This is a genomic window from Paenibacillus marchantiophytorum (genome assembly GCF_014640555.1).
GTDB classification, from domain to species: Bacteria; Bacillota; Bacilli; order Paenibacillales; family NBRC-103111; genus Paenibacillus_E; species Paenibacillus_E marchantiophytorum.
Window position 1 is genome coordinate 29,578 of sequence record NZ_BMHE01000047.1, and the last position, 18,816, is coordinate 48,393.

Annotated in this window: 14 protein-coding genes and 1 pseudogene; 5 read left to right on the plus strand and 10 right to left on the minus strand. The window is 38.3% G+C overall.

Translation table 11 applies throughout. From position 1 onward, the window contains the following. Positions 1-23: 23 nt before the first annotated feature. Positions 24-2,792 (minus strand): AAA domain-containing protein, encoded by a 2,769-nt coding sequence (locus IEY34_RS28970; protein WP_189018630.1) that lies wholly within the window; start codon positions 2,790-2,792, stop codon positions 24-26. Between the two features lie 655 nt (positions 2,793-3,447). Between IEY34_RS28970 and IEY34_RS37610 the strand changes: the two genes are divergently transcribed. Continuing rightward, a complete protein-coding gene (locus tag IEY34_RS37610; protein ID WP_189018632.1) occupies positions 3,448-3,789 on the plus strand; it encodes a helix-turn-helix domain-containing protein in 342 nt (113 codons plus the stop codon). Between the two features lie 203 nt (positions 3,790-3,992). Here IEY34_RS37610 and IEY34_RS28980 read toward each other — a convergent pair whose 3' ends face one another. From IEY34_RS28980 to cysD, 3 genes are all read right to left on the minus strand, one after another. Next, the gene (locus IEY34_RS28980; protein ID WP_189018633.1) at positions 3,993-4,616 is read right to left on the minus strand and encodes a hypothetical protein; all 624 of its coding nucleotides are present in this window, start codon (positions 4,614-4,616) and stop codon (positions 3,993-3,995) included. Positions 4,617-4,734: 118 nt separating this feature from the next. Continuing rightward, the gene (locus IEY34_RS28985; protein WP_189018635.1) at positions 4,735-6,393 is read right to left on the minus strand and encodes a GTP-binding protein; all 1,659 of its coding nucleotides are present in this window, start codon (positions 6,391-6,393) and stop codon (positions 4,735-4,737) included. A 1-nt stretch (position 6,394) separates the two neighbouring features. Next, complete coding sequence (gene cysD, locus IEY34_RS28990) at positions 6,395-7,318, minus strand: sulfate adenylyltransferase subunit CysD (RefSeq protein WP_268240196.1); 924 nt, start codon at positions 7,316-7,318, stop codon at positions 6,395-6,397. A 462-nt stretch (positions 7,319-7,780) separates the two neighbouring features. Here cysD and IEY34_RS28995 point away from each other — a divergent pair, with 462 nt between their 5' ends. Next, the gene (locus IEY34_RS28995) at positions 7,781-8,119 is read left to right on the plus strand and encodes a hypothetical protein (protein ID WP_189018637.1); all 339 of its coding nucleotides are present in this window, start codon (positions 7,781-7,783) and stop codon (positions 8,117-8,119) included. Positions 8,120-8,488: 369 nt separating this feature from the next. Here the strand turns inward: IEY34_RS28995 and IEY34_RS29000 are convergent, their stop codons facing one another. Then, on the minus strand, positions 8,489-9,133 hold the full coding sequence (locus IEY34_RS29000) for a DUF7986 domain-containing protein (protein WP_189018639.1): 645 nt from the start codon (positions 9,131-9,133) through the stop codon (positions 8,489-8,491). Positions 9,134-9,324: 191 nt separating this feature from the next. After that, on the minus strand, positions 9,325-9,582 hold the full coding sequence (locus IEY34_RS29005) for a hypothetical protein (protein ID WP_189018641.1): 258 nt from the start codon (positions 9,580-9,582) through the stop codon (positions 9,325-9,327). A 260-nt stretch (positions 9,583-9,842) separates the two neighbouring features. Between IEY34_RS29005 and IEY34_RS29010 the strand changes: the two genes are divergently transcribed. After that, on the plus strand, positions 9,843-10,190 hold the full coding sequence (locus IEY34_RS29010; RefSeq protein ID WP_189018644.1) for a helix-turn-helix domain-containing protein: 348 nt from the start codon (positions 9,843-9,845) through the stop codon (positions 10,188-10,190). A gap of 127 nt (positions 10,191-10,317) precedes the next feature. Then, on the plus strand, positions 10,318-10,701 hold the full coding sequence (locus tag IEY34_RS29015) for a (deoxy)nucleoside triphosphate pyrophosphohydrolase (protein ID WP_189018646.1): 384 nt from the start codon (positions 10,318-10,320) through the stop codon (positions 10,699-10,701). 7 nt (positions 10,702-10,708) lie between these two features. Here IEY34_RS29015 and IEY34_RS29020 read toward each other — a convergent pair whose 3' ends face one another. Continuing rightward, on the minus strand, positions 10,709-13,903 hold the full coding sequence (locus IEY34_RS29020; RefSeq protein ID WP_189018648.1) for a DUF3427 domain-containing protein: 3,195 nt from the start codon (positions 13,901-13,903) through the stop codon (positions 10,709-10,711). Between the two features lie 557 nt (positions 13,904-14,460). Here IEY34_RS29020 and IEY34_RS29025 point away from each other — a divergent pair. Then, entirely contained in the window at positions 14,461-15,807 is a 1,347-nt protein-coding gene (locus tag IEY34_RS29025; RefSeq protein WP_189018650.1) for a fibronectin type III domain-containing protein, read from the plus strand. Between the two features lie 321 nt (positions 15,808-16,128). Here the strand turns inward: IEY34_RS29025 and IEY34_RS29030 are convergent. The 3 genes and pseudogenes from IEY34_RS29030 to IEY34_RS29040 form a co-directional block, all read right to left on the minus strand. After that, positions 16,129-16,726 (minus strand): annotated as a pseudogene (locus IEY34_RS29030) (recombinase family protein). Positions 16,727-16,846: 120 nt separating this feature from the next. Continuing rightward, positions 16,847-17,644: a hypothetical protein gene (locus tag IEY34_RS29035; protein ID WP_189018652.1), complete on the minus strand. Its 798-nt coding sequence runs from the start codon at positions 17,642-17,644 to the stop codon at positions 16,847-16,849. Positions 17,645-17,886: 242 nt separating this feature from the next. Beyond that, positions 17,887-18,783, minus strand: coding sequence for a helix-turn-helix domain-containing protein (locus tag IEY34_RS29040; RefSeq protein WP_189018654.1), 897 nt, complete (start codon positions 18,781-18,783; stop codon positions 17,887-17,889). Positions 18,784-18,816 lie beyond the last annotated feature (33 nt).

Consider the following 18,816-nt stretch of genomic DNA (forward strand, 5'->3'; position numbering starts at 1 on the left):
TTTTATCACATTTTTAATTATCGTTAACTTCTTTCCAAATAAATACTATTCTTAACCTCGTTTAACTTCAATTTAAGTTTTTCTCTTTCGTTACTACCAGTCGTCGGAAACCTGATAAAAGGGACATCATATTTCTTAATAATACTATCTTTTAACTCGTCCCTTCTTAGCTGTTCGGGGTTATTTGCATGAGATGCAAACCCATCAACTTCTATGAGTAGAACAGGTTTATTATTTAATGAATGGTAGATAACGAAATCAACAGAGGCATTATGTTTAATATAACTGCGTTCTTTTTCCGTAAATTGATCTATGCTACTCAATAGATTTTTCAAATAAATCTGTGTCCCTGCCGTAAAACAGTTGTACTCTGAATCGCTTAATAAATCCTGAATATAAGTCCACATAATATTTTCAGATTTAAATCTAGATACATTTAAAAGTCTACTTTGTAACTCTATAAGTTTCTCAGAGTAATCCTTATAGAGTAGGTCAAAAATAGAAACGATGTCACTTTGAATAATATTTTCATCCAATGCATTGTATTCCATATATCGAATTAAATCGCTGACTTCCTTACTTTCTTTTTCAAACAACGATTGATCAGTTATGAGGATAAATTGATCTCGAGCCCTTGATACAGCAACATTAATAATGCAAGGATCATCGACAAAAGGAATACCAAATCTTCCCATGTAGGAATGATCCAGAACAGTGGAGAATAACATGATGGACTTTTCTCTACCTTGATATTTATGTACAGTATCTGCTTCAATTTGAGAATCTAGTAGTGAAAGAGCTGTCTTTACCTGTTTACGATAGGGCGCTGCAAAACCAATATCCTCCGCATCTTCTACATGCCGTAGTGGATTCTCCAAATATTGAACTATGACGTCTAGCTCTCTTTGATTGAAATTCCCTTTATCATTACCTCGAGTTACCCTTCTCATGTGATTTCCCTTTTCCGTGCGAATAAGGACTAATGGACTCAAAATCTCATTTCCAAGGGTAAAGGGTATTAACTCCTCATTATAATATTTCTTATTACAGAAGTTGATGATCTGAGGATGGCATCTGTAGTGCTCCCTTAGCAACACTCTAGGCAACGATTTTTCAAATATTTTAATCACAGATGACAGAATATTATGTTCAAAATAATCATAAGCTTCTTCTACTTCGTTAGTGGCAATCTTCTTTTTAATATCCATTTCTACAATTTGTGGTAACTGTTTCATATCTCCCACTATTATCGCATTTTTGCAACATGATAAAGCTAATACACCAGTGAGTAAATCGACCTGTGAAGATTCGTCAATAATGACATAATCAAATAAAAAACCATCAGGAACACAGTTTCTTAAGGAATGAGTTGTACTCAAAATTACTGGATAATGTGTTATAAACTTATTGAAATTACCCTTTTTCTTATACGATGATTCATTCATTTGCAAAGGACTCTCATTTTTATATTTGATATGTAGCCTATGTCGAAATAACTTTGTAGATAGTTCTTCATGTTGCTTAAGTAAGGGGGTAAACTCCCCCCCATCCAACTCCTTTTGAATGGATGCAATCTTTTTCTTAAATTCTTCTATTTTCAGCTTATAATAGTGCTTCTGCAAATTTATAATATAACCAACTTCTTGTTCCTTAAGACTTTTAAAATCTCTAAAACCATGCTTCCAGAACATGTTTATTCTATGCAAAAATTTGTCTGATTTGTTTTTTTCCATTGCAATATGATAATCGGCTAGAAATGAAATGATACTCTCAGATGTCTTTCGATAAAACGGGAGATTAATAATTTCTTGGAGATTTTGATTGCTATAATAACTTTCAAAATGCTGCTGCTCCAAACAATATGCGGATAGTTTCTGCTGCAATTTGGCTTTACTATTATTAAGCTCCAACAAACTATGAATTCGATCATTTAACTTTTTTATTCCTTCAACTAACTCCAACTCTTCTCTATCACTTTCCCAGCCGGACTCCCTATAAACAGGTGCATTTTTAAAAAAATGCTTCTTATTGTCACTATTCCCCAAAGAAGCAGCAATAAATTCGTAACCATCTTTCACTAATTTATCTTTAACATTCTGAACTGCCGCGTTATTACCTGACACAACGGCTACCGTTTTATTAAGCATCACCAGATTTGCTATGATATTAAGAATTGTTTGAGTCTTCCCAGTACCTGGGGGCCCTTCTATAACGGATACGTTGCTTTTCAAGGCATGTTCCAGTGCCTGTTTTTGACTTAAATTAAATCTAAATGGAAAAATTGTATGATTTGAAGATGAAGAATCAATGATTAAATTGCTCTCGTTCATATAGCTACTTAGGACGCTTTGTGAATCAATATAATTGAGTTTGGAGAATTCCTTCAGTAAAAAGGCGTCCTTCTCGTCATCCGTATTCGTATATTTAGAAATATCAGTCCAATACTCTAGCAACTCCTGAATTTTAGACCGCTGATTTTTTGAACTATCCACTTTGATAAATTTATAGTCAAATAATTGGCTGTGACCAGCCTTAAATATAATTTTAGCCGTTTCCCCGAATATGAGCATTACCTTACTATTAAATAATTGATTGTTTCTGTAGAATAGTAATTTTTCATCAACATCAACGAGAATCGGATTTTCTAGCAACACTACATTCTGCTTATTGAACGCATATTCCTTGCCTCCTTGGTACTTCACTTTAACCTTTGACCCCTCTGGTTTAAATGACTCCACCTCAGACGTTTTATCTTCTTCATTTATCAAGACTAAATACTTATCCGGATCCATTTCTCTCATATCCTTTATATTTAATTGGGCAATAATGCCTTAGTATGAATATACTTAAATTCCACAATTAAACTTAATATCCCTTTATTCACCAATAAACATCAAAGTTCGTACCAAAATCTAAAAAACCTCCCATACAGGGAGGTTAAGGGTCTATCTTCCATCTTAAATATTGCCGTTAGCTTCCAAAATGCTAATTTTATTTTCCAATAAACTCTTCTCAAGTCTGACATGAAGTAATTCTATCTCTAAGTCTTGGTGCATAGTATGAATCGATGTTACTATGTCCTCTGCTGTTAGGATATGAATAGCATCTGCCTGTTCTGAAAGATACTTTAAAATAACTTCGATAATCTTTCTGCATACTTCGACTCTTTGGATGAGGACATTTTCTTCTGCTACGAATTCTCCGTATTTTATAACAACATCGTTAATAGCGCTCGCCTCCAATTAGAATCTTAGATACTAATGCCAAGACCGGAAACTTATCGTGTCTTTATAACAGGATAAAAATTGAATATAGAAACAAATCGTGTCTATTTCATTCAAATATATAGTCTTTATAGCAACTAGTCAAGCATAAAAGAAACTTATCGTGTCCATTATAGTACCAACAGATTCCTGTTCCTTATAATGGATTATGAGGTGATTGAAATTGTTCGGTAAACGATTAGCGGAACTCAGAAACAATAAGGGAATTAGCCAATATGAGTTAGCAGCGCGGATGAAATTATCCCGTGGGCAGCTCGCTAATTACGAACAAGGCACCCGAGAACCAGACTTTAATACACTTATTGCTCTGGCTGATTTTTTCGAAGTAAGTTTAGACTCCTTCATTGGGAGGAACTGGATTCCAAACGATACCAATAAAGAGTCAGCTAATGTGGCATTCTTCGGTGGGGTCAAAGAAATACTCACTGAGGAAGAAAGCAACTTTCTGAGAGAAAGTCTCCACTTGCTTCGTACATATGAGTTCAGTTTGAAGAAAAAGCAATAAAAAAACACCTGAATCCAGGTGTTTTTTTATTGTCTACTCATAACTATTTGTATGGTCAAAATCATGCTCAAACGCAGCCTCCAATTGAAGCTTTTTGCTCAAAGCCCCCAGCAACACATTTTTGCCGGACAACTTGTTCCCTTAATACTCTTTGGTACTTCTCGGCCGCGTCGTCCGTTCGTATGCAGACAGAAACAAAATAATCAACTCAATTTCTTAATCAGCTTCTCCACTCGCTTTCGTTTTGTATCTTTTTCAATCTCGTCGAGTCGTGAGATAAGCGTCTCTATGAACAAGGCTTTATTTTTCTCGTTAACGATAGATATTGCATTCTCCGCATACATTGGAAGCTGATTGGTCGGACATTTCTTAAGCTGTTCAATGAGTAAGGTGAAGGCATGATCAGCATATTGTTCAACAGCACAAAGTTTAATCAGGATATTTACGGCGTGATCTTTGGTGATCACCGATCCCTTATCAGCAATATCAACAATTGTGGCAAGTGATAAATAAATGGTTTCGGGATTTTCAAGAGTTATCACATCTAGTGCTGTCATAGCCCCCCAGACAAGTCGATTGTTCCCTTGATCAAGCAATGTTACGAACTCTTTGCTGTATTCAACAACTAAAGACGGTTTGATTACTCCGATTTCATAGAGAACTTTAATACAATCGCTTTGGATATTCTTGTCACTGCTATACAAGTTATCCACAAGCTCTTTCACAGCTCCCTTATCATCATGATCGGCAATATATTTCGCCAGTTCCTGATTAGGACCTTCATCTTTTCGGTTGAGTGAGGTTGCTAATTTATCAATTATCGTCATCTGTTTTTCTCCTTGCTTTAAAGTTACATTCATCATTTACATTGTCAACTCAGCCCATACTGCCCTAGCGGCATACAACAAAGAAAAGCCCAGAACCTTCGTCCTAGGCTTTCTCACATTATATCGAATAATCCATATCTTTGTTGTTAATTAAATACTTCACAACTCGTTTAACAATATCATTCGCATCCTCTTCAACAGAGGACTTTCTTGCATCCGCTCCGATTTCGATAAACGCTTCACCAATAAGCTCCCGCGCTCCCGCGTACGCAGCATCCGCCACTACCAACGCAACAAGCCCGGCGTCGTTCATCAATTTCGCCACTTCCGCCAAGCGTTGAGGCGATTCTCCTGCGCCGTTCTCGAGCAGCATCGTATGGTAGCCTCTCGCAACCAAGCGTTTCTCGACTTCCTTCGCAAGCGTTGCAGTCGCCGAAGCTGAGCCGCCAAACCAGATGGTTAGCGGATTTTGACCTTTCTGCTCGGCACGAACATCTCTCGTGACTTCTGCAAGCGACTGCGTCCCTTTGTCGGAACTTTGCAGTGCCGCATCGATAACGCCGCAAGCGGAAGTCATATTCGTAACGCGATCGATCAGAATAAAGCCGCCGATGCTTTTATTTTGTTCAAATGAATCAAACACGATATCATCCGAAACCGAAAATTCGCATTTCGCCAACTCATTTTTAACCAACTGATCGGTTGGAACCGTATTGCCGGTATTAATATCGATTTTATGCTTAATGGCTGTTACCGTACCCGGCAGCACTTTCGTGCCCACTTTGACCAAATAGTTTTTGCCCGGCGTCAGCACGGAATCATCCATCCAAAGAATCGTTGCGCTAAAGCTATCCGCCTCTTGGATTTTACTATCCTTCGTGAACACACAGCCGCGTGAAACATCGACTTCCCGATCCAATTGGATGGTAACCGGTTGTCCGGCATAAGCATACTCCCGATCTTGGTCGGTCACCAGGATGCGTTTCACTTTCGCCGTCTCGCGACTAGGCAGCGTCGTCAGCTCATCGCCAACCGCGATACGCCCAGCCTCGATCTGGCCTTGAAAGCCGCGGAACGTATGGTCCGGCCGGCATACCCGCTGAACAGGCATCATAAATTCTTTCGCATTGTCGTTCTGGTGCACATCGACATCTTCCAAATACGGCAGCAAAGCCTTGCCCTTGTACCAAGGAGAATTCGGCGAATTCTTCGTGATGTTATCCCCTTCCGTAGCCGAAACCGGGATGACCTGAATGCTTTCAAAGCGGAACTCCGCCGTCAACTTCGCGAATTCTTGCCCAATCGCATCAAACTTGTTCGGATCAAAACCGACCAAATCCATTTTATTCACAGCCAGAACTAGATGTTTAATCCCCATAAGCGCGCAAATCCGAGTGTGACGCTTGGTTTGCGTAATAATGCCTTTCGTTGCGTCCACAAGAATGATCGCCAGATCCGCAAAAGATGCGCCCACAGCCATGTTACGTGTATATTCTTCATGCCCCGGTGTATCCGCTACAATGAAAGAACGGTGATCCGTCGTAAAATACCGATAAGCCACATCAATCGTAATACCTTGCTCACGCTCGGCTAGCAGCCCGTCAAGCAGTAAGGAATAGTCAATTTTGCCGCCGCGGCTCCCAAGTCTGCTATCCAGTTCTAATGCTTTCTCTTGGTCGGCGAACAAAAGCTTGGCCTCATAAAGCATATGTCCGATTAAGGTGGATTTTCCGTCGTCTACACTTCCGCAAGTAATAAATTTAAGCAGACTTTTCATCTTAGAAATAACCCTCCCGTTTACGTCTTTCCATACTTCCCGCCGCTTCTTGGTCAATTACCCGAGTGGTCCGTTCGGATGAAACCGCACCAAGTGTTTCTTCAATAATGGCATCTATCGTGTCCGCTTCCGACTCGGCTCCGCCAGTAAGAGGATAGCAGCCTAATGTGCGAAACCGCATCTTCTTCATTTCAACTTGTTCATGAGGTTCGAGCTTCATGCGATCATCATCTACCAAGATGAGATGTCCTTCGCGTTCGATGACAGGTCTTTCTTGGGCAAAATAGAGCGGCACAATATCAATATTTTCTCGGCGAATGTATTGCCAGATATCTTTCTCTGTCCAGTTGGAGATTGGGAAAACGCGGATGCTCTCGCCTTTATTAATTCTTGTGTTGAAAAGCTTCCACATTTCCGGCCGTTGGTTTTTCGGATCCCAGGCATGATTCTTGTTCCGGAACGAGAAAATCCGCTCCTTCGCCCGCGACTTCTCCTCGTCACGTCTTCCGCCGCCGAACGCAGCCGTAAATCCGTATTTGTCCAATCCCTCTTTTAAGGCTTGGGTTTTCATAATATCCGTATACGCGGAACCATGATCAAAAGGGTTAATGCCTTGTTCAATCCCTTCTTGATTGGAGTGAACGAGCATTTTGATTCCGAATTCTTTGGCTTTGCGGTCGCGGAATTCAATCATTTCTTTGAACTTCCACGTTGTATCAATATGCATGAAAGGAAACGGCGGCTTCTCCGGATAGAAAGCCTTCAGCGCCAAATGCAGCATCACGGAACTATCCTTCCCGATCGAATACAGCATCACGGGATTCTCACATTCCGCCGCTACTTCTCTGATAATATAAATCGCTTCAGCCTCGAGTTGATCCAGATGCGTCATTTCATCTATAGAATCAAGCATCATTTTTTCCATGGAAAGGTGCCTCCTTTAATTCTCACTAAATCTATCGGTATTTTCTTATATACTATCAGATTCTAGCTTTTATGCAAAGTGGAAGAAAGTGAAAATTTCTATAATTCTATTATTTTTCTCGAAAATTGGCGTACTTTTTCTGAGAGAGTTACTTTACTGGTGTAATAGTCACTGTATGGCATTAAAATCCACTTCGTCACACCTGGATGGAACGGGGCCAGACAAGCGTGGGAAATCGGGTCCCTGTTCATTTTATCCATGAGATCATGAAATATTCTACTCATAATGAATTAAAGTTTCTGCGTCTAAAATAAACAACCCTGTCTTACAGACAGGGCCTACTCAGGGCTATCTTTGCGGTGAAGCTTATAGCCTTCCCCTGCGCTTATTGAGTGATCATATTCTTAATGTTATTATTTAGTCATTGATCTATTCTCATCTTTGTCTAAAGGAGAAAACACAATGAAGAATACGATTAGCAATTATTTAAATCTCATCGCTACAGTAAATGCAATTATACTGACGATTTTTTTTTTGTTTTTCAATCCCTACAAACAAGAAGACATAAATTTAGGACATGTTATTTCACTTACTTGCTTGCTCATCTTGCCTTCGATTGTGAGTCTTTTGTTCTCTCTTATGAATAAGAAACTGATAGCCATTATTGCTGCAATTATTACATTGCCATTGTGCTTATATTTTGGGGTTGCTAAGATTCCAAGTGTATTCAACCTTTACTTATTAACACCAATTCTTTATTTACTTGGAACGAAATTTAGATTCTTTAGTGAGAAAATTTGATAAGTAGTAAAAAGGAGACTGCATCCATATGCAAATCTCCTTTTTTCTTTTGAGAGGCTGTGAAGACTCTGTTAATCTCCTACATTGTTATTTAGGTTTGTAGTGATTGAATCGCTGCGCTATCTTACAACAACTATTTTGATTGCTTTAATGAATTTTTAGCCTTGCATAGGGGGCATCTATCGTTATTATGCTTATAAGTGTATACTGCGCCATGCTGAAAGGCCTCTACTATCGCCATGAACATTACGTCATGCTCTTAAGTTTTATATTCACATTTATTGCAGTAGACATATGCTTTCAGATTAGTTTCCTCCCATACACGAAGGAGAGTCAAGACACTCCCATATGTTTTATCTGCTCATGGCCTCACTTTACATTCTCAAACCTCGTTAAAATCCCGTCCGAACGATTCAAATGAAAATAGGTGATAAAGTTATCTAGCGACGTATCGCCGCTTTTCAGTTTCTTAAGCATTTTCCGGCTTCGATTCAAAATATAATCTTTATGATCAATGGAAAAAACAAATCCCAAGCCAGATGTCATGCTAAATCCCTCAAGATCGAGCACTCGTGTGTAGATCAGGGGACTGCTTATTGTGTTATTGCTTAAACTAATATCAATGATTTTAATAGGCTCGTTTAAGTCACTCATAATGTCATTTAGCATAAGCACCCCTTCCGTCTTATCGACGTGTATGACCTCGTATAAGGATGCCTTTGATTGCAGCATTGCCGCTAGCATTTCGTTCTCGACCTGGTTCTCTGAGGAGTAGTTCTCTGCGAACAGCGATAATATACTCTTTCCAGCACGGAATTTTTCATAAATATTAAAGTCATATAGAGCATCATACTCCGTCTCATGTTCCATAACCACCTGATCCCGGTTATTAAGGATACCCAGAGTATGAGCAGCTTGCTTGAAACCAACTTCATCAACGTAATCATCCAAAATTTTTGTATGCAGTTCTACTTGTGTTTGTCTATATTTCTTGTACCTCTCAATGTTGTTCAATGTTATGCCTCCATTCTGAATTCAGTCCCATTTAGTAATCGCGGTGCTAGATACCTTAACATAATTCTTCTTTTAACACTATGAAAAACCCTTCTTTGTGAGCTACGCAAAATATCTGTTCTATTAAATAAATTTGACGAAATCGGTGAAAAAGAAAAAACCTCCCATCTTGAGAGGTTGAGTAGATCCTGTTAATCCATTAGTCCTTTAAGCTTATTATCCAAAATCCCCTTCTCCAGCCTCAAATGAAGCAATTCCGTATCCAAATCCTGACCTATTGTATGAACCGAAGTAATAATGTCCTCTGCTGTAAGCAAGTGAATAGAATCTGCCTTCTCGGAGATGTAGGTTAGGATAATGTCTATTAGCTCTTTGCACACACTGATTCTATGAATGAGTATTTGTTCCTCTTTAATGGCTTCATTGTATTTGGCAAGGATATCGTTCATGTGGCTCACCTCCGATGATAGGCATGTTTATCCAACTTCTTTTCTGTTAATGCTGAGTTTAATAGCTCACAATAGCTATCGCGCAGGCTCCTACGAAAATGCGGAAATGATCTCCTTTCTGTATCATCCTTTTTAAATCCAATAAATTGGTACCTCGCCACTAATATTTAAACTTATAAGTGTAATTATTAATAATATACACTATTAAAGGTCTGTTTGCTACATTATTTAAAACCTACTCTATTACTGAGGTGGTTATTATGGGTAACTTACGTAAATTAGTTGGCGAACGGATCAGAATGGTTCGCAAACAAAGAGGATTTTCACAAGAAAAGCTCGGAGAACTGGCTCAATTGAAGAATTCATATATTGGGGATGTCGAGAGAGGCGCTCGGAACATCTCACTTGACTCACTGGATAAAATTATTGCCGCTCTCGATACGGATCTTGGAGCTTTCTTCAATTTTAATGAAATTGATGTTACATCCAATGATTTTGATAAAACGGCAGTGTTAGAGGTACATAAACAATTCCTTGAAGATAGAAGCGTTGATGAAATTAAATTGATACATAAAATATCTAGGGATATTCTGCTTACGAAAAAATGAAATCAAAAGAGCGACATCGAATTGGTTTTCGAGGTCGCTCTTTTATTAGTTTATCCTGTTATTTGAACCTCATTAAATTAAAGCTATAATATAAGTACATCTAAATTAGAGTAGGAGATTACAAAACATGAAAAAAGTCGATGTTGTCGGCGCGGTTATTTATAATGAAAAGAACGAAGTGCTATGTGCACTCCGCTCTCAACAAATGTCATTGCCTGGTTATTGGGAGTTCCCTGGAGGGAAAATCGAAGACAATGAAACCCCTCAAGAAAGCCTAGCTCGTGAAATTAAAGAAGAATTAAACTGTATAATTGAGGTAGGCGAACTTGTTGTGGATGCTACTCACGAGTATCCCAACGTTATTGTAAGATTAATTACTTATAAAGCTAAAATTATCGATGGCGATGCAGTTGCCAGTGAGCACGAGAAATTACTTTGGTTGCCTTTAAATAAACTTAAAGAGCTGGATTGGGCACCTGCCGACCTACCCACCCTCGCAGTCATTTGCTAATCAATGATTAACGAATAAAATCAGTATACATAGCTTCCGGAATAGGATCATGTAATTTCCAAGTGATATTCATTGGTTTATCACCATGGCTATTCACATAATCGATTTCACCTAGGTAAGTAAAGGGTAGAACTTCGTTATGCATCTTTTCAAACTTTCTTACGAATAAGTGTATATGAATCTCCTTACTGGTGTGATGAATAAATTCCTGGCCGCGCTGAGATTCGTGAGAAGTTGCATTCTGACTTTGCCAATGGAAGTGTTGCTGATCTACAAAATAGTCATGATACTGTAAGTGATCAGCGACCTTCTCCCCTTTATTCAAATTAATAAAGAGCAAATAATGATTCCCTACCCGGCTTACCCCCTCGCGCCAAGTACCTTCTTTCGCAGGCGATTCAAACAAGTAGATGAGATCATTTCTTGTGTAGTTTTGATACCTCACTACATTCTTCTGACTTTCAAAAAATACATCAGGTCTATAGAACCTTCTAAATTCAGCCAGGCCATATTCTAAGCGATCTTTCATATAATTAAATAATTCATTATTTGCTTTAATCTGCTGTAATATATTTGACCCAGTGAAACTACCACTATCATAACTCCCGAAAGACCAGGTCTGTTTAGCCAGTTTGGTTGCTAGCTTGTCCATGGCTTTATCAATCTTGTTACCTTGTATTTCCTCTGAAACACGTATTCCGAATCTATAGGCTAAATCCTCTAGCACATCGCCTCTAGTAATAGTTCCCTTCTCAAAAGTTACGGAAATAACTGAGAACTCAAAGGGCCATTTGAGTGGCAACATATCTTCCAATCTTCGAACTACTTCCAGCATTACATTATTATTCAATAGCTCAACGTCGAATGAATTAACATCCTTCATCTTCTTTTTCGTTTCAACCCACGAACCGTACTTCGCTATAAAAAAGTGCAAACTTGGAGCTCCATCATAGTATAGGAAGTCATTTAGCTCTGGTGGATAACCCAATTCTCTCTTAAATTGATTATAGAGCTCCATAAGTAACAGATCTCTATCCATACGTATGTTCTCAATCTTCTTGAGAATTTCTTTCCGTGAAACCTCTTCTAGATCTACGAAGCAGCCATCTGGTAAGTCAGCAAACTCAGTTTCGATAGCGATTCGCAAAGAATCCCGGTCAAATGCTTTATGATTATGTTGATCAGATAGGGCTAGCGGCACAATAAATGATTTTTGATAATTCCCAATGAAATCCAAAATGGTTACATATTCTTTCCCTGCAACTTTCCGCAATCCTCGACCAAGTTGTTGTATAAAAATAGTGGCCGATTCCGTCGGTCGCAAAAATAGAATCAAATTCACTTTAGGAATATCTACACCTTCGTTGAAAATATTTACAGTAAATATGATTTGAAGGGGATCATTATCACTTTCCAACTTACTAATGATATCTTGCCTTTCGTCCGGAGAATCATTACCTGTCAGACAAGCTGCCTTATAGCCTCGACTTGTAAACTCATCCGTCATATAACGAGCATGTTCAATTGAAGCGCAGAAACCCAAAGCCGTCATAACATTACCATCATGTCCAAACTTGTTAATCATATTAATTACATAATCAACACGTTCATGTGTGTTCAGAGCTCGTACTAGCTCTTTTTCAGCAAATTGACCGTTACTTAGCAACTCAATCTGTGCATAATCAATCGTAGGGTCACTCAAGCCAAAATACCGAAAAGGAGTCAAGAGCCCTTCTTTAAGTGCATCCCTTAAGCGAATTTCATATACGACATTATTATCACAAATTGCTAGAACATCCCTGCCGTCCATGCGATCCGGGGTTGCCGTAAGCCCTAGTAAGAACTTAGGTTTAAAATAATCAATTACCCTTCTATAGGTAGCTGCTTCAGCATGATGAAATTCATCAACGATAATATAATCAAAATAATCAGGCGTAAATTTCTCTAACACACCATCTCTAGAAAGAGTCTGAACAGTACTGAATAAGTACGGTTTATCCCAATCTTTCTCAATTCCAGTGAGCTTACCGCATAAATTATTAGCATCATCAAATATCTTTGCAAATGTTTTTCTAGAACTCTCTAGTATTTCATCTCTATGGGCAAGAAATAATACCCTATCCGCCCCGAAATTCTTCACGTCAAAAGCAGAAAGATACGTTTTACCAGTTCCAGTCGCAGCTATGACAACGCCCTTGTTGTGACCATTTAATCTAGTCTGCTCGAGTGCATGAAGGGCTCCCTCTTGCATTTTATTCGGTAAAATCCCCTTCTTTGTTGGGCTGTTGTCGTCATTCATAACATTTACCAGATCAACATGTTGCGCGGCTAAGTATGGATTGACTAACATAATTTTTTTATTGTTGTATTCATGTTCATAAGCTGTAATCAAATCTAAACTAAGCTGGATCGCCCTCTGATCATCCCAATACATTTGGAACGTTTTTCTGGCATTCTCATAGATCGAATAATACGTATCCCCTGGTAATTTCACATTCCACTCATGGCCTGTCTGTAAAGCAGAGTATGTTAAATTAGAAGAACCAATTATCACCGTATTTAGACTAGATTTACGCTCGAACATATATGCCTTGGTATGGAAAGATACTCGACCAGAGTCAAATACTTTTGTCTCCACATTTGGCATCTCTAATAAGCGGCGAAGCGCTTTAGGCTCTGTAATCTTGAGATAAGTTGATGTTAATATCTTAACTTTCTTGGTTGGATCTTCTCTTCTTAGATCATCTAGGGCTCTAATTAGCAGTTGTAGTCCTGACCACCGCACAAAACTAACCATAAAAAACGCATTATCCGCGGTTAACAACTCATATTTAAGGGCCTTAAATAAATGTATAGGGTCCGCAGTTGAATTCGTTAGCAGAAGCGGATGCGATAGGAATAATTCAGGATACATCGGCAATGAAATATCATCATTCCTGTAATGAATTGCTTTAAGCGGCATATCCAAGTCATATGAGGCCAAATCAGGAATGATTGCCCTTAGTTGGTTCGTTAATTCTAGTATTTTGGCATGCTGGTTTTGATCTGCTAAATATCTGAAAGATTTACTGATATCTTTCATTACTTGCTGTATTAATGCATTGTTATGATTCTGTGGTAGTAGGTTATATGTAATTTGATTGGAGGGATATTCTTTGTTTTTATGTAATATCTCTTCAAAAACTCCTTGATGCTCTCTCACGTTGTGCCTCCTAGAATTAGAAAATGCTTCCTGTATTATTATACTGGATAAAATGAGATATGGAATAAAGAAAAGACTGCGAGAACCGTGAATAATATTAGGCTGATGGCTATAAACGGGCTCCTTTCGTCACCCGTCCCTTTCGAGCCTGACCAAATGTTGACCGAGATAAGCACCACCAAAAAACATATCTAACCGCTATAAACAGCGATATCAGGATTCAAACAATAATGGAGCACCACTGATGCACCAATTAACGTGACTTATAAAACTCAATATATAGCCAATAAATGAGCTGTTTTAATGGAATCTACATCTTATCAATTTAGGATTAATTTACTAAAAACACTTTTAAAAATAAACATAGTAAAACCAACTTCGAGCATAGCAAGTCGAAGTTGGTTTTTTAATTTTTACACTTCCCCACTAAATCATGAAAATACTATATCATTTTATTTGAGTTATCATATATTACAAAATATACCATTCTATGTTTAGACAAGATATGACAATCAAAGTATGATTATGCGGTAAATACATACTGAGGAGAGATTGAATTGAAGAAGATAGTTAAGTTTATTGGATCTATTACGATTCTTACTGTTATTAGTCTATTGATGTTAACACCTGTTTTTGCAGCAAATGAGTACTCTCAGAATAAAATTCCTGCTATGACAACTGCTACTTTACCATCAGGTATAGTTACAGCAAGTTCCGAGCTTGCTGGTACGAATGCATGGAAAGCTTTTGACGGAAATAGTGTTTATCAAGATACAGCTTATCATGGATGGGGTACTCCTCAGAAGACTGGTTGGTTAGCTTATGAGTTTACTTCTTCAAAGATAATTAGTAAATATGTTCTCTCACATTCTAATCAATGGTGGCAAACGTTACCAAAAGATTGGACTTTTGAAGGTTGGAATGGTTCTAGCTGGATTATATTAGATACAAGGTCTGGTATAACAGATTGGGTGACAAACACAGTTAAAGAATTTACCTTCAATAATACAAATAGTTATTCTAAATATAGAATAAATGTTACAGCAAATAATGGCTCGGTTTCAAATACTAACAATCTTATCATCGTTGAGTTGCAAATGATGGAGAAATTACAAAGTGTACCAAGTGCCCCCTTAACGCTTTCCGCGATTGGTGGAGATAGCATAGTAAACTTAGAATGGTCTCCTTCAGTTGGAGCAACTGGTTACAACATAAAAAGGTCAACTACTATAGGCGGGCCTTACACTACAATTGCTACAAGTGTTACTCAAACTACTTACGCAGACACAACTGTAACTAACGGCACAACTTATTATTATGTTGTTACTGCTGTGAATTCTGCTGGCGAAAGCATAAACTCAAATGAAGCATCAGCCAAGCCTACAGCTCCTATTTCACAAACTAGAGTTATTCTAAAAGTAACTTTAATAAATGGACTTGAACAAGAATATAATCTGTCTAAATTAGAATTTGATGCATATTTAAGTTGGTTCGATACAAGATCAGTTGGTACTGGGCCAGCAAAATACACTTTTGATAATCAACATCTTAATGGACCCTTTTCATCACGTAAGAATAGTGTGGTATTTGATAAAATCATGAAATTTGACTACGATGAATATGCAATTGATGGAAGCAAATCTACTACTGAAATTACAACTGTTACAAATGGAGTGGTATTAACGCTTACACTTCAGAATGGGACAGTAGAGGAGATCATACTTTCAAATTCTGATTTTAGCTCATTTGCAACTTGGTATGATTCAAAAACAAATGGAACTGGATTGTCTAGATATACATTTACTAATCCACTGCCCAAAGGTCCATTCCTAAATCGTTCAAATGTTGTGATTTTTGATAAAATAACAGAAATTGATATAGATACTTTTGGATCTACTAACTAAACTCAAATGCCCTCATTTGTCTACTATCAGTTCAATGAGGGCTTTTTTTACTTTATTTGCTTTCAAATACATGTTCGCGCGTTACTGTCCGTATAACATTTAAGGATAATTATGGATATTTAAAAACTACTTTCCTCATTACAATGGGTAAATGTCATTGCACTAGCAGGCTGCAGCTCAACACCAAAGACAATAGATGCAGCAGCTAAACCTGCTCAAACTCCAATTTCATTAAGTGCTTCCGCATCACCAAAACCAACTGAGATCTCATCGCTGCAGACTGAGCTGCTATATAAAGTTAGTAATCGAGAGTGAGGGATCTCATGAATTTATTAGTTCAAATTCTTTGACTCGGCGATAAAAAGTATTATCACTCATACCCAGCGCCTTGTATGCAGCAGTAGCGGTTATTTCTTCCGATTTCCAAGCTTTATATTGCTCAATGAATGCCGCGGATAGTTCTTTCTTTGGCCCGCCGAATTGTATTCCTGCATCCATAGCAACGTCTATTCCTTCTTTTTGCCGCTGCTTATTTTTCTTACGCTCCTGCTTTGCCACATAAGCCAGCATGGAAAGGAACTGATCCTCTAGCAGCTTCCCCTTGTCGTCCATTGATTTAAATTTGCGACTATCGAAAAGCAGCTCATTCTCAATCACAACGATATCCGCGCCGATTTCCCTTGTTATGTACTTCCATTCGGATATAATGCCATCATAGTTGCGTCCTAGACGATCCAGAGCGTCTATATAGAGCAAGTTACCTTCGCGAAATCCCTTTACTTCTCACGTTCAAAATCCTTTTTCCTGACGCCTTATCAACGAAAATATATTTATCGGGAATCCCCAGCTCACGCGTTTTCACAAGCTGTCTTTCTGTATTCTGATCTTTAGCACTGGCTCGAACATATCTTAAAGTCAATAACTTTGGTTTCATTTAAAGCCCTCCATTGAAGTAATTCCACTTGTTTTATACAATTAAAAAAAGCACCGGTTACCGGTGCAACTTCATTATTTCAGATTGTAATCAACTAATTTGTTTCTACTCTAGATCCAAATTATATATCCTCAATGTTTTAGGATAAGAACTCTTTCTATCAATCCATAAATAGGCACAAATAATAAAAATATAAATTAATCCAAGAATAATAAAAAACCACTTTAATGGTGTTACCATTTCGTTGCTAAGCACTGGGGCTAAAATTGAAACAGAACCAAAGAAGATAATCACTCCTAACCTAGAAGAGTTATTCAATGTTAAATTGAATCCGCTAATACGAAATGATGTTATTCTCTCGTTAAGATCATTTATTCTCCCACGATCAATAATACCTTTTGGAATTCCTTTAATGGTTCCTTTAATAAGAGGATACTTTTTTTGATCCGTGTGAAGTAATTCTATTACAGCGCCATCATTAGGGTCTAAAAAATCGAAATTAAGATTAACTATATTTGAACAATCTACATCGCTTTGAACAGATAATTTATTGATTCTGCGATTCTCTTTAATAATATTCGCTCTAAGAATTTGTGTGCCTTCAGAGAATTCTAGTCTAAGCCTATCATCTTTAATAATGTCATTCCCATTAACTGTCGTAGTACCAGAATTCCATAATACTATATGGCTTTTTGTAAGCCTGGGTACGCTAATCCCTTTATACAAAATATCTACGTCATCAGATAAAGACTTTCTTTTTCCAATAAGTCTAATAAAGCTTGTCTTATAAGAGACCTGATTTTTAACACGCGTAAATTTATAGAACACTATGGAAAATATGATACTAAGTGCTCCTATGAAAGATCCAATCCAACCCTGATTAATAAAATCCATTGCTCCCATTTCAGTGATAATCCCCTTTTTATATTAATAAAAAGAGATTATCACCTTTCATCCTAAATTGGAACATTTTTCCTAGCTATCACCACGGATCGGTCATCCCAAGTGTGGGATGAACAATAATGCCCTCATCGTTGAGCTCGCTGGCAACCGTTAGCTTCCCAATCCGCACCAAATTATCGACAACCTGCCATCAGTATGGAACATCAGATGAGCCCCTACGACCGATCAACACCATAGTCATCTTATCCCTCAACAACAGAATTCTCAGCAGCGCCACGATGCCTCATCACCGAAGGAGAAACCCCATACTTCTTCTTCCAAACCTTCGAGAAGTGCGATACGTTTTCAAAGCCTGTAGCCAAACAGACCTCCGTTATGGATATTCTTGAGTGGCTTAGTAGTTCCTTTGCCTTTTCTAACCGACGGTTGCGAATCCATTGAAATGCAGGCTCATTATAGATCTTCCGGAATTCCCGTTTGAAGGTTGATAAGCTTTTGCCGGACAGATAGGCCAGATCCTGAAGCGATACGGGGTTTAGCAGGTTCTTCTCCACCACCTCAACAATGCTTGTGGGACGCTGCTGCCTCAGCTGCAGAATTTGGTTCAATAGCCCTTGGTCTGCATCCAATATATCAAAAAGAAGCTCCAGCATTTTCAGTTTAATTAATTCGTCTTGAATGCCCTCCGGCTCTGCAAAATAGGGCTTGAGTGAAGCCATATAGCTTAACAGGCGCTCATTCACCGGATGAACAGTAGCCGCGGCAGGCGATACAGATTTGGAAGAAGGAAGACTGGATATTTTCATAAAATCATGAAGCAATTCATCCTTCAGAAAGAACATCATGTAATCCAATACATGCCTCGAATCCGCTTCCCCATACTTCTCATACTCAACGACGATTCCTTTATGCAAGAGCGCCATTTCATTTTTCCTTACTGTATGTTCCTGATCACCGTATCTGACAATGTAGACCCCTTCCAGAACAACTAATAAACATGCTCCTGCAGATACATTCTCCCCGTCTTGATGTCCGAATAGGCGCATGCCCCCATGACCGACAATCCTTTCATCTTCAAAACGCCAACACTGGCTAGACTCTGAGGCATTTTCACAGGCCTTGCTAATTACGGACCCCATTCGTCTCACTCCTTATCTGAATACAAGATAACA

Coding starts and splice junctions, on each gene's coding strand:
- IEY34_RS28970 (WP_189018630.1), bottom strand. CDS start 2,792: ATGGATCCGGATAAGTATTTAGTCTTGATAAATGAAGAAGATAAAACG.
- IEY34_RS28980 (WP_189018633.1), bottom strand. CDS start 4,616: ATGACGATAATTGATAAATTAGCAACCTCACTCAACCGAAAAGATGAA.
- IEY34_RS28985 (WP_189018635.1), bottom strand. CDS start 6,393: ATGAAAAGTCTGCTTAAATTTATTACTTGCGGAAGTGTAGACGACGGA.
- cysD (WP_268240196.1), bottom strand. CDS start 7,318: ATGGAAAAAATGATGCTTGATTCTATAGATGAAATGACGCATCTGGAT.
- IEY34_RS28995 (WP_189018637.1), top strand. CDS start 7,781: ATGAAGAATACGATTAGCAATTATTTAAATCTCATCGCTACAGTAAAT.
- IEY34_RS29005 (WP_189018641.1), bottom strand. CDS start 9,582: ATGAACGATATCCTTGCCAAATACAATGAAGCCATTAAAGAGGAACAA.
- IEY34_RS29010 (WP_189018644.1), top strand. CDS start 9,843: ATGGGTAACTTACGTAAATTAGTTGGCGAACGGATCAGAATGGTTCGC.
- IEY34_RS29015 (WP_189018646.1), top strand. CDS start 10,318: ATGAAAAAAGTCGATGTTGTCGGCGCGGTTATTTATAATGAAAAGAAC.
- IEY34_RS29035 (WP_189018652.1), bottom strand. CDS start 17,644: ATGGGAGCAATGGATTTTATTAATCAGGGTTGGATTGGATCTTTCATA.
- IEY34_RS29040 (WP_189018654.1), bottom strand. CDS start 18,783: ATGGGGTCCGTAATTAGCAAGGCCTGTGAAAATGCCTCAGAGTCTAGC.